Origin of the sequence: Ensifer sp. KUDG1, assembly GCF_050434285.1 — a bacterium.
Lineage (GTDB): Bacteria > Pseudomonadota > Alphaproteobacteria > Rhizobiales > Rhizobiaceae > Ensifer.
The window spans coordinates 46,898-60,442 of record NZ_JBNDIG010000005.1 but is presented as its reverse complement, the minus strand read 5'-3'; the positions used below and the strand labels follow the sequence as shown (position 1 = coordinate 60,442).

Here is a 13,545-nt window from a genome sequence, read left to right as displayed (position 1 = left end):
TTGAATGAATGCGCGTGTGGCACTGCAACTCTCCGGCGTCGAACGGCACTACGGGGAAGGCGAGACCTTTCTGTCCATCCTCAAGGGCGCGGATTTCACCCTGAGAAGTGGTGAGACCGTCGCGCTGGTCGCACCTTCGGGAACCGGCAAGTCGACGCTGCTGCATGTCGCGGGCCTGTTGGAACGCCCTGATGCCGGCGAGGTGTTGGTCAACGGGGTGTCCTGCGGCGGGCTTAACGACGACCGGCGCACGGCGATCCGTCGCAACGAGATCGGTTTCGTCTACCAGTTCCACCATTTGCTCCCTGAGTTCACGGCACTTGAAAACATCATGATGCCGCAGTTGATCGGGGGATTGCCAAAGAAGGAAGCCGCGGAACGGGCGAAGGCTCTGCTCGATTATATGCGCATCGGCCACCGCGCCGAACATCGTCCGGCGGAGCTTTCGGGCGGCGAACAACAGCGCGTCGCAATCGCGCGCGCCGTCGCCAACGCGCCGCTCGTGCTGCTTGCCGATGAGCCGACGGGCAATCTCGACCCGGAAACCGCCGGTTACGTCTTCGAGGCGCTGGAAGCGCTCGCCCGCCAGTCAGGGCTCGCGGCCTTGATCGCCACGCACAATCATGAACTCGCCGGGCTGATGGATCGCCGCGTGACGATCGAGGACGGCAAGGTCGTCGAGATGGCCTGATGTCTGGCGGCGTGTACGCCGCCTTCCGGGCCTGTCGCTCGCCAGTTACTTGCGGGAAACCGCTGTTCCGTTGAAATGCCACGTGCGCTTTCCTGCTTGGCTGTTCCTCAGCCAGTCCGCTGCCAGCAGTCGCCCGGCGCCGCTATCGTGCAGGCGGAAGAGATGAAACCGTCCCTGATCCCGCTGCACACGGCGGGTCTCGACGTCATCGCCGCGCAATCTAGGTCGGCGATACCTCTTGCGAGCGGGCGCTGTGCGGGTTCACGCGATCGTTGGTTCGCGTTCGATTGCCAATGGCGAGGTCGAAATAGAGGACCACGAGACGCTGACCGTCGAGGCTGCGATCAACAAGCTGATCGCGGCGAAGTGATGAGGCAAGGGAAGGCAGGATGACCGCCGTGGTGCAAGATCAGGTGCAGGCCGCAACGCAGCCTGAAAAGTCCTCCAGCCGACCCTTTTCCGCCTTCGAGCGCATGGTGGCGTGGCGTTACCTGCGCTCCAGGCGCAAGGAAGCCTTCATTTCTGTCATCGCCGGCTTCTCCTTCATCGGCATCATGCTCGGTGTGGCGACGCTGATCATCGTCATGGCTGTGATGAACGGCTTTCGCACCGAGCTCATCTCCCGCATTCTCGGCATCAACGGCCACATGATCGTCCAGCCGATCGATGGCCCGCTCGACAATTACGCTGACCTCGCGACGAAGTTTTCGGGCGTCAAGGGCGTCACCATGGCGATCCCGATGGTCGAGGGGCAGGTTCTGGCGCAGGGTGTCGGCGACAGCTCGACGGGTGCTCTGGTGCGTGGCATCCGCGCCGACGACCTAAGCAAGATGAAGTCGGTTTCCGACCATATCCAGTCCGGCGATCTCGTCGGCTTTGCCTCCGGCACAGGTGTCGCGATCGGCTCGCGCATGGCCGAACAGCTCGGCATTCAGGTCGGCGGAACGATCACGCTGACCTCGCCCAATGGCGACGTGACGCCGCTCGGCATGAACCCGCGCGTCAAAGCCTACACCGTCTCGGCGATCTACGAGATCGGCATGTCGGAGTATGATGCGACGATCCTCTTCATGCCGCTCGAGGAAGCGCAGCTGTTCTTCAACGCCGAGGGACTGGTTCAGTCGATCGAGATCTTCGTCGAGCGTCCTGAAGCCATCGACGAGCTGCGCCAGCCGATCGAGGATGCGGCCGGGCGGCAGATCTTCATCACCGACTGGCGCGACCGCAACAGGACCTTCCTCTCGACGCTCGAGGTCCAGAGCAACGTGATGTTCATGATCCTGTCGTTGATCGTGCTGGTCGCGGCGCTCAACATCGTCTCCGGCCTGATCATGCTGGTGAAGGACAAGGGCAGCGACATCGCGATTCTCAGAACAATGGGCGCGACGTCGGGCTCGGTGATGCGCATATTCTTCATGACGGGTGCTGCAATCGGTGTTGCCGGAACGGTCGCGGGCGTGGCGCTCGGCGTCGTCGTCTGCCTCAACATCGAATCCATCCGGCAGTTCTTTTCCTGGATCTCCGGGACGACGATATTCAGCCCGGAACTCTATTTCTTGAACCAGCTTCCGGCCGACATGAACGCCCATGAGACCGCGCTTGTCATCGTCATGGCGCTGACCCTTTCCTTCCTCGCCACGATCTTTCCGGCCTGGCGCGCCTCGCGCCTCGATCCGGTGCAGGCCCTGCGTTACGATTGACCCGACCCCACGACAGACAACGGCATCTCTTGAATGAACGCGCGCTTGCGACGAGCGACCGCCACCGTCACAAGCGCTTCCACTGCACAGGGCGCCGAAAGCGCGCCGCGATCCTTCCGCGTCGCAGACCGTTGCTCGCTCCTGCGCCACAGGCCGTAGGGTCTTGCCCTATGGCCTGATGAGGCCGCCGCGATAGTCGAGCTCATAGGCTTCCTCGCCATCGACGAAGATGACCTCGTGCCCGGAAAAATGTGCGGTATCGCCGCGGCTGTTGTCGATATAGTAGCCATGGGCGTGCCGGAACTCCGTGCCGCCGAGGAAATGCCGCTTGTCGCGGTACATCGCCTGAAGTGCCGCCTTGATGACGACACCTGCCTTTTCGCCGTTGATGAGGTCAGGACGGATGATCCGGCCGAAGTAGTTCATCGCCCACTGCGGCCGATCATCCTGCCAAACGGTTTCCTGGCCTGCGAAATCGGTCCCGCCGAAATAGCTGTCGAGGTAGCGCCAGCGATCCCGTTCATAGCCGATATCGTGGGAACTTGGGCGTGACGACGAGCGCCACCCGCCGCCGCCGACATAGGTGTTTGATTTTGCTTCGACGATGAATTCTTTGAGTGGTTCGAGCGCGGCCATGATTGTTCCTCATACGTTCGCGCAAAAGGATGCAGCGGTCCGTCGAGGTTGTAAAGAACAAATAGGGAACATTCACCCAATTATTGCAGGCCGCAAGCCTTCTGCCCGCGATCGTCGGTCCAGTCCTTGAGGAGGATGAGCTCGCCTTTGGCTTCGACTGGCTTGTCGTTGGATTTGCCCTTGCCAGTCAGCACATTGAGGTCGCATTGCGCGGTGTTGTCGGGATCGAGCGTATCGTAGGACGAGTAGGTGTAGCCCGCCACGACGAAGTCGAAGTTGCGATAGGCGACCGTCAGCTTCTGTTCCCAGCGGTCACGCCCGATGGCATCGTTGTGACTGGTGATGAGCAGCGAGCCGCTCGGCAGCGCTTCGATCGAGGGCGCTTGGCCGACGAGTTCGAACTGACCCCAGACCTTGTTCGGAATGGCCGATTTCAATGCCAGCGCGCCGTTGTCGCCGGTGAGGTAGAGTAGGACGCCGTTGTCCTCGTCGCTGCCTTCGGCCGGTCGCACGATCAGCGCGAGATCGGAAGAACCGTCCTTGTCCCAGTCGCCGGTCGTCGCAGAGACGATACGGGCGGGGTCGATTGCGTCGGCCGCCGAAGCAACGGCAGGAAGCAGTAGCAGAGAGGGGAGAATCAGGCGTGCAAGCATGTCGGAGCGCTCCGCGTGGTTGTTCCCCTTGATATGCGGGCGCGGCACTTTCCTCAAGCGGCTTGCCCACCGGTTAACCCGCATTCACGCGCCGTATTAACCATCGTGAACAGAACGCCTGTGCATTGCTTGACGCGTGAACAAAAATGGAACAAAGTAAAAACATAACGGAAAAGGAGCCATGTTATGACTGATTTTGTTCGTGACCTCGCCGCCTTCGCGTCGATGAGCCTGTTCATCGCAAGCATCTCTTTCATCGCGCTCGGCCTCTGAAGGCGGGCGTCGATATTTTCTCTCAAGCACCTCCGCAAAGCGCCTCATCCCCGTTGAATAAGGGGGACGACATGCCAGGGGAATCTGGACATGGCGGGTGATAAACGGGATATCCTTCCGAGTGGACAGGAATCAGGGTGCGACAATGGCAGACGACAGCAAGGCAGCATCGAGTGAGGCGCTCGGCACGGATCCGCAATTCGTGCATCTGCGCGTCCACTCTGCCTTCTCCTTGCTCGAAGGCGCCCTGCCGCTGAAGAAGGTCATCGGCAAGGCGGTGGCCGATAACCAGCCGGCGATCGGGATCGCCGACACCAACAATCTTTTCGCAGCGCTCGAATTCTCGCAGAAGGCAGCCGGTGACGGGCTGCAGCCGATCACCGGCTGCCAGCTGTCGATCGACATGGAAGACGAGACCGAGGGGGATCGACGCGGCCATGGGCACCAGCTTGCCAAGCTGCCGTCGATCGTGCTCATCGCGGCGACCGATGACGGCTATACGCGCCTCGTCGATCTCGTCAGCCGCGCCTATCTCAGCGGCGAGGGCAGCCAGGCGACGCGCATCACCCGCTCCTGGCTTTCCGAGTGCGGCACCGAGGGGCTGATTGCGCTGACCGGCGCATCCGGCGGTCCGGTGGATGTCGCCATGAAGACGAGCTCGACGGCGCTCGCCGAAGCGCGCCTCGAAGCCCTGCATGATCTCTTCGGCGATCGGCTCTATATCGAGCTGCAGCGCCATGGTGGCTACGACCGGCGGCACGAAAGCCGGATGATCGAACTGGCCTACAAGTTCGACATTCCGCTTGTCGCCACCAACGAAGCCTTCTTCCCGTCGCCCTCCGACTACGAGGCGCATGACGCCCTGATGGCGGTCGCGCACAATGCCATGGTTTCGGACGACAGCCGCTTCCGATTGACGCCGGACCATTATCTCAAGAGCCGCAAGGAAATGGCGGCGCTGTTTGCCGATCTGCCCGAGGCGCTGGAAAACACGCTCGAGATCGCCCGGCGCTGCTCCTTCATGCTGAAGACCCGTGGGCCGATCCTGCCGCGCTTTACCGGCGCGACGGCGGATCCGGAGGAGGCTGAGCGCGCCGAGTCGGACGAACTGCGTCGCCAGGCGGAGGAGGGTCTTGAAGATCGTCTCGCGAGGCTCGGCATGGCGCCCGGCTACACCGAAGAGGAATACCGCGAGCGCCTGGCCTTCGAATTGAGCGTCATCGAGCGCATGAAGTTTCCCGGTTACTTCCTGATCGTTGCCGACTTCATCAAATGGGCCAAGCAGCACGACATCCCCGTCGGGCCGGGTCGCGGTTCGGGTGCCGGTTCGCTCGTCGCCTATGCGCTGACGATCACCGACGTCGATCCGATGCGCTTCTCGCTGCTGTTCGAACGCTTCCTCAATCCCGAGCGCGTCTCGATGCCCGACTTCGACATCGACTTCTGCCAAGACCGGCGCGAAGAGGTGATCCGCTACGTGCAGCGCAAGTACGGCCGCGAGCAGGTGGCGCAGATCATCACCTTCGGTTCGCTGCAGGCGCGCGCCGCCTTGCGCGACGTCGGCCGCGTGCTGGAAATGCCCTATGGCCAGGTCGACAAGATCTGCAAGCTGGTGCCCAACAACCCGGCCAACCCGACGCCGCTTTCCAAGGCGATCGAGGAAGAGCCGCGTCTGCAGGAAGAGGCCGAGAAGGAGCCGGTGGTTGCCCGCCTGCTCGATATCGCCCAGAAGATCGAGGGCCTCTACCGCCACGCCTCGACCCACGCCGCCGGCATCGTGATCGGCGACCGGCCGCTGTCGCAGCTGGTGCCGATGTATCGCGATCCGCGTTCCGACATGCCGGTCACCCAGTTCAACATGAAGTGGGTCGAGCAGGCCGGTCTCGTCAAGTTCGACTTCCTCGGCCTGAAGACACTGACCGTCCTGAAGGTCGCCGTCGATTTCGTGAAGCAGCGCGGCATTGAGGTCGATCTCGCGAGCATCCCGCTCGACGATCCGAAAACCTACGAGATGCTGTCGCGCGGCGAAACGGTCGGCGTGTTCCAGGTGGAAAGTGCCGGCATGCGCAAGGCGCTGATCGGCATGCGGCCCGACTGTATCGAAGACATCATTGCGCTCGTGGCGCTCTATCGCCCGGGTCCGATGGAGAACATCCCGGTCTATAATGCCCGCAAGCATGGCGAGGAGGAGGTCGAGTCGATCCACCCGAAGATCGACCACCTGCTCAAGGAAACCCAGGGCGTTATCGTTTACCAGGAGCAGGTGATGCAGATCGCCCAGGTGCTTTCTGGCTACTCGCTCGGCGAGGCCGATCTTCTGCGCCGCGCCATGGGTAAGAAGATCAAGGAGGAGATGGACAAGCAGCGCGCCCGTTTCGTCGACGGCGCCGTCAAGAACGAGGTGTCGAAGCCGCAGGCCGACCTCATTTTCGACCTGCTCGCAAAGTTCGCCAACTACGGCTTCAACAAGTCGCACGCGGCAGCCTACGCGATCGTGTCCTATCAGACCGCCTACATGAAGGCGCATTATCCGGTGGAGTTCCTGGCGGCGTCGATGACGCTCGACATGTCCAACACCGAAAAGGTCAACGACTTCCGCCAGGATGCCAAGCGCCTGGGCATCGAGGTGATCGCGCCGTCGGTGCAGACCTCGTTCCGGCATTTCCAGACGGGCGAGAGCCGCATCTACTACTCGCTTGCAGCGATCAAGGGCGTCGGCGAATCGGCCGTCGAGCACATCGTCGAGGTTCGCGGCGACAAGACCTTTGCAGGCCTCGAAGACTTCTGCCTGCGGATCGACCCCAAGCTTCTCAACCGCCGCGTCTTTGAAAGCCTGATTGCCGCCGGCGCCTTCGATTGCTTTGGCTATGACCGGGCGGAACTGGTCGGCGGGCTCGATCGCATTCTCGGATTTGCCCAGCGTGCCCAGGAAAACAAGACGAGCGGGCAGAGCGACATGTTCGGCGCAGGTGCTGCCACCGGGCCGGAACGCATTGCGCTTCCGACCTACACGCCGTGGCTCGCCTCGGAAAAGCTGCACCGCGAGTTCCAGGTGCTTGGCTTCTATCTCTCAGCCCATCCGCTCGACACCTACAATGCGCTGCTCGCCAAGATGCGCGTACAAACCTTCGGCGATTTCGCAGGCTCGGTGAAAAAGGGGGCAACGGCCGGAAGGCTCGCCGGAACCGTGACCTCGAAGCAGGAGCGCAAGACGCGAACCGGCAACAAGATGGGCATCATTGCCTTCTCGGATTCCTCCGGCCAGTTCGAAGCGGTTCTGTTCTCCGAGATGCTGCACCAGTATCGAGACCTGCTCGAGCCCGGCAAATCGCTGGTCATGACGGTGGCTGCCGAAGAGCGGCCGGAAGGCATCGGCCTGCGCATCCAGACGCTGCGCTCGCTCGAAGAAGAATCGCTGCAACTGCAGAAGGCGCTACGCGTCTATGTGCGTGATTCCGGCCCGTTGAAATCGATCGCTTCGCACCTCAACACCAGGGGCGATGGTCTCGTCTCCTTCGTCGTCATCAAGGACAATGGCCAGCGCGAGATCGAGGTGGAGCTGAGCGAGAAGTTCCGGATTTCACCGGAGATCGCTGCAGCACTGCGCTCGGCGCCGGGCGTCATCGACGTCGAACTGGTGTAGTCCGAGAGGGCACACCTGCTCGATCGCAGCGGAGCGGCGTCTGACCAGGTTTGGAACCTGGCGACCGGCGGCCGGACGCTGCTCGGGTGTCGTCTGCCGGTCTGGGACGGATCAGTTGCCGGGACGTGTCCGGGTGATGGTGATGAAATCGGTGCCCTGACCGGTCTCCAGTCCGCTTTCCATATCGGCGATCGAGAGCGATGAGCCTTCGGCGAGCAACGCTTCCACGCGCTTGCGCACATCGTCGGAGATCGTCATGCGCGCGAGCGTGCGCTGGATGACATTATAGGCGAAGGGATCGGCCTCCATGGAGATGCCGAGGCGCTTCTTCGTCGAGGCGGGCAGGTGGTTCTCAAGCGAGACGCCGAACCATTTGCCTTCGGCACCTTGCTCCTCATTGTGGCGGAACTGGAGGAAATGGGTTCCGAGTGCCTCTTCCGGCTTGTCGATCGTAAGCCCTGCCTCAAAGAGCGGCTTGAAGCCTTGCCGCACGAGGATCTTGCCGTTCTGCGGCGCCGTACGGCCGGCCTTGTGCAGAAGCCTGTCGGTCAGTTCCGGCGTCAGCTTGCCGTCGCCGTCGAGGCCCTCGCTTGCCTGGAAGGCGCGCAGGGCCGCAATCGTCGCTGGCCCGGCATGGCCGTCGATCGCACCGGGTGCGTAGCCGAGGAAATCGAGGGACGACTGAACCTCGCGCATGGTGTCGCGTGCGTCGCTGCGGGTGATCAGGATCCGGATCGGCTCCTCGGTGGAGCGCGCCGAATGGGCGCCGCCGGGCGGCTCCCGCATTGCCACTTCCACCGGAGTGTCGCCGGCCTGGCTGATCGCGGGTCTCAGTGGCACGTCGGAAAGCGGTGGCTGGAGGTCGATCGGAGCCGGGCGAAAGAGCAGGGCGCTCTTAACCTCCAGGGGTGTTATCTGCCGGTCGGAGATCAGTACGTGCACGCCGCGCTCGGTCATCTTGTAGAGCGAGGCGGCAAATTGGCTCGGCAACCGCACGCAGCCATGAGAGGCCGGATAGTCCGGCACATGGTTGGAGCCGTGCAGCGCAATGCCCGACCAGGTGAGCCGCTGCATGAAGGGCATCGGCGCGTTCGAATAGATGTTCGACTTGTGATGGCGCCGCTTTTCGAGGATCGAAAAGATGCCCGATGGCGTGGTGTGACCCGCCTTGCCGGTCGAGACCGGCGACGTCGCAATGACAGCGTCGCCGTCATAGACGACGAGCGATTGCTGGTCCTTCGAGACGATGATCTGCAGCGGCCCGCGACTGCCTGCAAAACCGGTGGCCGGCGACAAGAGCAGTGCGACGACGCTGGCGGTGAGAGCGAAACGCGATACCATACACTCAACCCAACACGTGACTTGGCGAACAAGCCTAGTCGCCAATCTTTAAGGAATTCATCCTGATGTGTGTGGGGTCGATCAAGGTTGCGTGATCGCTCTGCGAGGTGTGTCTGCTCGAGCAAGCGCGCCTGCGGTTTTACGGATCGCGTTTTTTGGTGCCGAAAGTGTAGCCGGTTTCGACGCTCGCCTTGCCGAATTTGTCGCGCAGTTTGTTGATCGCGTCCTCGGCCGCAGCGCGCCTGGTGGCCGCGGGATCGACGAGATCGGGCGGATCGGCGAGATCCGGGGCGGAGAGATCGCTGACGCCGATGCCGATCAGCCGATACTTCGTTCCGTCCGCCTCTTTTTCGAGAAGCTGCAGGCCGATGCGGAAAATGCGGTCGGCAAGGCGGGTAGGGCTATCCAGGCGCCGGTTGCGGGTGCGGATCTTGAAGTCGGCGGTTTTGAGCTTGAGAACGACCGTCTGGCCGGCGAGTTCGGACTTTCGCAGCCGGTGGGCCACCTGCTCGCTGAGGCGCCGCAGATGCGTGACAAGGTCGTCGTAGCGCGCGATATCGTCGTTGAACGTCGTCTCTGCGGAAACGCTCTTGGCTTCGCCGTCGATTTCGACCGCTCTCTCGTCGAGCCCGCGCGACAGACGGAAGAGCCGCTGCCCCATGGTGCCGTAGCGGCGCATGAGGTCGCCTTCCTCCATGGTCTGCAATTGCCCGATGGTGCGCACGCCGTCACGCTCCAGCGTGGCGGCAAAGGCCTTGCCGACGCCCCAGATCAGGGTCACCGGCTTCTCGCGCAGGAACTCCAGCGCCTCGGCCTGGCCGATGACGGAAAAGCCGCGCGGCTTTTGCAGGTCGGAGGCGACCTTGGCGAGGAACTTGCAGTAGGAGAGGCCGACCGAGACGGTGATGCCGATCTCCAACTCGATCCGGCGGGCAAGCCGCGCAAGTGTGCGCGCCGGTGGATCGTGATGCAGCCGCTCCGTGCCGCTGAGTTCGAGGAAGGCCTCGTCGATCGACAGCGGCTGCACCAGCGGTGTCAGTTCCTGCATCAGCGTGCGCACCTCGCGGCCGACACGGGCGTATTTCTCCATATTGGGCTTGATGACGATCGCCTGCGGGCAGGCTTCCAGCGCCTTGAACATCGGCATCGCCGAGCGCACGCCGTGAATGCGGGCGACGTAGCAGGCGGTAGAGACCACGCCGCGCTTGCCGCCACCAATGATCACAGGCTTGTCGGCGAGCTCCGGGTTGTCGCGCTTCTCGATCGAGGCATAGAAGGCGTCACAGTCGATGTGCGCCAGCGTCAGGTCATAGAGCTCCGCATGCCGCAGAATGCGCGGGCTGCCGCAGGCTAGGCAGCGCCGCACGGACGCCGCCTGTTCCTTGAGGCAGTCGCGGCAGAAGCCTGGAGAGTGAGCAGCGCTGTCGGGCATATCGGGAACAAATATTGAACATTGCGACCTTAAGCTCTACTCTAGCGAGTCTCAAGGAGGCGCGATTGGAAATCACAATGCAATTGTCGCCGTTGAAAAGGATCGCCGGGCGCGTCTCGCGCAGCGCTGGCGTAGCTGAATTTGCGCCGACGGGCAGCCGGTTCGGGCTAGCCGCGGAAATGTGCACGAATGGCGGCGGCTGCCTCCGGCCAATCGGCGACAGCACGAATGTCTGCGTCGAGCTTCGGCGCGAGCGCCTTGAAATCCGAGTCGGCCATGAGGTTGATCGGCAGGCAGGACGGCGCGTGATCCTTCACCGATCGCAAATTGCGAAGCATGTCGTCGATGAAGACCAGCGGGACGGTTCGGCCGCCGTGAAGTTTTTGGACGATCGGGCCCTTGGGCTCTTCGGACGCAAGCAGCGGATAGGGAAGGCCGAGCTGATCGAGAAGCGCGCGGCGGACCGTGGCGTGCTGCGGCGGCATCGCGGTCAGAAAGACGATATCGGCTTCCTCCGACAATGCGGTGAGCGTCTCGACGGCCCTGGTGGCGGGCGTCTGCCAACGATCTTGCGAGCCGTAGAAGGCGTCGAGCAAGATTTTGACCTCCGGCTCAGCCACTGGCTGCTCGTCCGCATGCGTAATGATGTTGCCGGTCAGGCGGAACGACCGGGGCAGCAGCACATGGCCGCAGCTCCCGAGGAACGCTTTGAACGGATTGATGAATTCGAGCACGACATCGTCGATGTCACTGACGATCAGCGGGCGGTTGCCAAGCGTGATGCTGTGAACTGTCGGCGCGTTTGCCACCCTCAATCCTCGAAGCCTGCGTGGCCGGAAAGCACCGTATGGGCGCGCACAACGTCTTCGGGCGCCGTACCGGTCGCTGTACAGAATGCCATCAGGGTCGGCTCATGGTCCATCAGAAAGGCGACGAGCCCGCCCATGAAACCGGGTTCGGCGATGGCGTTGCGCAGCGCCGTCGGGTCCGTGCCGGTCAGCGCCAGGAAGCGGGACAGGAGTTCCGGCTCGCCGGCAAGCCACGCGAGGATGTCTACTGCAATTTCGTCGGCGCTCTTCAATGGTTTGTCCCCGTATGGTTTTTACGTGCGGAGTTACCTATTTTTCAACCAAATAGGCCTATCTCTGACGTTGAGGAAATGGGTCGAGTCGTCGGCTCCGCACGTTAATTGTCCTGAGGAGACTTGCAAGGTGACGATGGACAGCAAGGGATCGACATGCCCAAACAGGTGATGATTGTTGAGGACAACGAGCTGAACATGAAGCTCTTCCGCGACCTGATCGAGGCCTCCGGCTATGCGACGATCCAGACTCGCAACGGCATGGAAGCGCTCGAGCTTGCGCGCAAGCATCGGCCCGATCTTATCCTGATGGACATTCAGCTGCCGGAGGTTTCCGGCCTGGAAGTGACGAAGTGGCTGAAGGAAGACGACGAACTGCACGTCATCCCGGTCATCGCGGTTACCGCCTTTGCCATGAAGGGCGACGAGGAACGGATCCGCCAGGGCGGCTGCGAAGCCTATGTCTCCAAGCCGATCTCGGTACCAAAGTTCATTGAGACGATCAAAACCTACCTGGGCGATGCCTGAGCGGCGGGAAAATTGATATGACTGCGCGTATTCTTGTTGTCGATGATGTTCCGGCCAATGTGAAGCTGCTCGAGGCCCGGCTGGTTGCCGAGTACTTCGACGTGCTGACGGCCAGTGACGGTTATGCCGCCCTGGCGCTCTGCGAAAAGACGCCCATCGATCTGGTGCTGCTCGATATCATGATGCCCGGCCTCGATGGTTTCGAAGTCTGCGAGCGGCTGAAGGCCAACCCAAAGACGGCGCATATCCCGGTGGTCATGGTCACCGCGCTCGACCAGCCTTCGGACCGCGTGCGTGGCCTGAAGGCCGGCGCCGATGATTTTCTGACGAAGCCCGTCAACGATCTGCAACTGATGTCGCGGGTGAAGAGCCTGGTGCGGCTGAAGAACGTCAGCGACGAGCTGCGCCTGCGGGCACAGACGGCGCAGACGATCGGGCTTGAGGATATCGGCCGGGCGGACCGGCCAGACGAGCCAGGCAACGTCCTGCTCGTCGATGGCCGCGGCTCGTCGCAGGAGCGGCTGCAGCGTGCGCTGAAGCCGATCGCCGAGGTCTCGGTCATCTCCGATCCGCAGGCCGCACTGTTCGAGGCGGCGGAGAACAATTTCGACCTCGTGATCGTCAATGCGAATTTCGACGACTACGATCCGCTGCGGCTCTGCTCGCAGTTGCGCTCGCTGGAGCGCACCCGTTTCATCCCGATCCTGCTGATCGCCGAGCAGGGCAGCGACGAACTGGTCGTGCGCGCGCTCGATCTCGGCGTGACGGATTACCTGATGCGGCCGGTCGATCCCAACGAGCTGATCGCCCGCTCGATGACCCAGATCCGGCGCAAGCACTGCAACGACAGGCTGCGGTCTAGCGTGCAGCAGACCATCGAGCTTGCCGTCACCGACGGCCTCACCGGGCTGCATAACCGGCGCTATTTCGACACGCACCTGAAGTTGCTGATGGATCGAGCCGCCGCGCGCGGCAGGCCACTGTCCATCTGCATGACCGACATCGACCGCTTCAAGCAGGTCAACGATACCTATGGTCACGATGTCGGCGACGAAGTGCTGCGGGAATTCGCCAATCGCATCCGCACGACGGTGCGGGGAGCCGATCTTGCCTGCCGGTTCGGCGGCGAAGAGTTCATCGTGGTGATGCCGGACACCTCCGCCGAAATGGCAGCCGGTGTCGCCGAACGTCTGCGCACGATCATCGAAAGCCTGCCCTTTGCGATCCCGCAGGCGGATGGCCCCTTGAAGGTCACTGCATCCATGGGGATTGCGACGCTCCGGCCCGGCAACGACACGGCCGAAGCGCTGCTGAAGCGCGCCGACACGGCGCTTTATCAGGCCAAGCACGAAGGCCGTAACCGGGTGGTGGCAGCCGCCGCCTGAGCCGCGGCCAACGCGTCTCGGGCCCCGGCGCCCTTCAAGGAATTTCTTGGGCCGCCTCTTGCGGCCTGCATTCAAAGTTGTATTCTCGCGTCACCTCTTGCTACCGGGGAGTTTGGGTAGCAGCAGGGATCATGCAGTGTGCCTGTCCAGGTCTGATACAGAATTAACCATGCGCCGAGCGG

General features: G+C 62.5%; 12 protein-coding genes. 6 read left to right on the top strand and 6 right to left on the bottom strand.

Features of this window, described 5'->3' with window-relative positions; genetic code table 11:
- The first annotated feature begins 4 nt into the window (after positions 1-4).
- The 3 genes from M2267_RS14615 (at position 5) to M2267_RS14605 (ending at position 2,391) form a co-directional block, all read left to right on the top strand.
- A complete protein-coding gene (locus M2267_RS14615) occupies positions 5-691 on the top strand; it encodes an ABC transporter ATP-binding protein (RefSeq protein WP_043627193.1) in 687 nt (228 codons plus the stop codon).
- A gap of 238 nt (positions 692-929) precedes the next feature.
- A complete protein-coding gene (locus M2267_RS14610; RefSeq protein ID WP_429115477.1) occupies positions 930-1,061 on the top strand; it encodes a hypothetical protein in 132 nt (43 codons plus the stop codon).
- Between the two features lie 19 nt (positions 1,062-1,080).
- Positions 1,081-2,391, top strand: coding sequence for a lipoprotein-releasing ABC transporter permease subunit (locus M2267_RS14605; protein ID WP_429115153.1), 1,311 nt, complete (start codon positions 1,081-1,083; stop codon positions 2,389-2,391).
- A gap of 168 nt (positions 2,392-2,559) precedes the next feature.
- Here M2267_RS14605 and M2267_RS14600 read toward each other — a convergent pair whose 3' ends face one another.
- Both M2267_RS14600 and M2267_RS14595 read right to left on the bottom strand, forming a co-directional pair.
- Positions 2,560-3,027 carry a DUF5680 domain-containing protein gene (locus M2267_RS14600; protein ID WP_429115152.1) on the bottom strand — a complete coding sequence of 156 codons (468 nt, stop codon included), beginning with the start codon at positions 3,025-3,027 and terminating at the stop codon, positions 2,560-2,562.
- Positions 3,028-3,107: 80 nt separating this feature from the next.
- A complete protein-coding gene (locus M2267_RS14595; protein WP_429115151.1) occupies positions 3,108-3,680 on the bottom strand; it encodes a hypothetical protein in 573 nt (190 codons plus the stop codon).
- Between the two features lie 418 nt (positions 3,681-4,098).
- On the opposite strand from M2267_RS14595, the gene dnaE reads away from it, so the two are divergent.
- Positions 4,099-7,596, top strand: a complete 3,498-nt coding sequence (gene dnaE / locus M2267_RS14590) for a DNA polymerase III subunit alpha (protein WP_429115150.1) — start codon at positions 4,099-4,101, stop codon at positions 7,594-7,596.
- Positions 7,597-7,707: 111 nt separating this feature from the next.
- Here the strand turns inward: dnaE and M2267_RS14585 are convergent, their stop codons facing one another.
- The 4 genes from M2267_RS14585 to M2267_RS14570 all read right to left on the bottom strand — a co-directional run bounded on the left by M2267_RS14585 (position 7,708) and on the right by M2267_RS14570 (position 11,450).
- Positions 7,708-8,937: a L,D-transpeptidase family protein gene (locus M2267_RS14585; protein ID WP_429115149.1), complete on the bottom strand. Its 1,230-nt coding sequence runs from the start codon at positions 8,935-8,937 to the stop codon at positions 7,708-7,710.
- A gap of 139 nt (positions 8,938-9,076) precedes the next feature.
- Positions 9,077-10,369 carry a DNA polymerase IV gene (locus M2267_RS14580; RefSeq protein ID WP_429115148.1) on the bottom strand — a complete coding sequence of 431 codons (1,293 nt, stop codon included), beginning with the start codon at positions 10,367-10,369 and terminating at the stop codon, positions 9,077-9,079.
- 167 nt (positions 10,370-10,536) lie between these two features.
- Positions 10,537-11,178, bottom strand: coding sequence for a hypothetical protein (locus M2267_RS14575; protein ID WP_429115147.1), 642 nt, complete (start codon positions 11,176-11,178; stop codon positions 10,537-10,539).
- A 2-nt stretch (positions 11,179-11,180) separates the two neighbouring features.
- Positions 11,181-11,450, bottom strand: a complete 270-nt coding sequence (locus M2267_RS14570; RefSeq protein WP_043614086.1) for a DUF3572 domain-containing protein — start codon at positions 11,448-11,450, stop codon at positions 11,181-11,183.
- Positions 11,451-11,606: 156 nt separating this feature from the next.
- Here M2267_RS14570 and M2267_RS14565 point away from each other — a divergent pair, with 156 nt between their 5' ends.
- Both M2267_RS14565 and M2267_RS14560 read left to right on the top strand, forming a co-directional pair.
- Entirely contained in the window at positions 11,607-11,978 is a 372-nt protein-coding gene (locus M2267_RS14565) for a response regulator (protein WP_003537642.1), read from the top strand.
- A 17-nt stretch (positions 11,979-11,995) separates the two neighbouring features.
- Entirely contained in the window at positions 11,996-13,363 is a 1,368-nt protein-coding gene (locus M2267_RS14560; RefSeq protein WP_402316623.1) for a PleD family two-component system response regulator, read from the top strand.
- Positions 13,364-13,545 lie beyond the last annotated feature (182 nt).

Coding starts and splice junctions, on each gene's coding strand:
- M2267_RS14615 (WP_043627193.1), top strand. CDS start 5: ATGAATGCGCGTGTGGCACTGCAACTCTCCGGCGTCGAACGGCACTAC.
- M2267_RS14605 (WP_429115153.1), top strand. CDS start 1,081: ATGACCGCCGTGGTGCAAGATCAGGTGCAGGCCGCAACGCAGCCTGAA.
- M2267_RS14600 (WP_429115152.1), bottom strand. CDS start 3,027: ATGGCCGCGCTCGAACCACTCAAAGAATTCATCGTCGAAGCAAAATCA.
- M2267_RS14595 (WP_429115151.1), bottom strand. CDS start 3,680: ATGCTTGCACGCCTGATTCTCCCCTCTCTGCTACTGCTTCCTGCCGTT.
- dnaE (WP_429115150.1), top strand. CDS start 4,099: ATGGCAGACGACAGCAAGGCAGCATCGAGTGAGGCGCTCGGCACGGAT.
- M2267_RS14585 (WP_429115149.1), bottom strand. CDS start 8,937: ATGGTATCGCGTTTCGCTCTCACCGCCAGCGTCGTCGCACTGCTCTTG.
- M2267_RS14580 (WP_429115148.1), bottom strand. CDS start 10,369: ATGCCCGACAGCGCTGCTCACTCTCCAGGCTTCTGCCGCGACTGCCTC.
- M2267_RS14565 (WP_003537642.1), top strand. CDS start 11,607: ATGCCCAAACAGGTGATGATTGTTGAGGACAACGAGCTGAACATGAAG.
- M2267_RS14560 (WP_402316623.1), top strand. CDS start 11,996: ATGACTGCGCGTATTCTTGTTGTCGATGATGTTCCGGCCAATGTGAAG.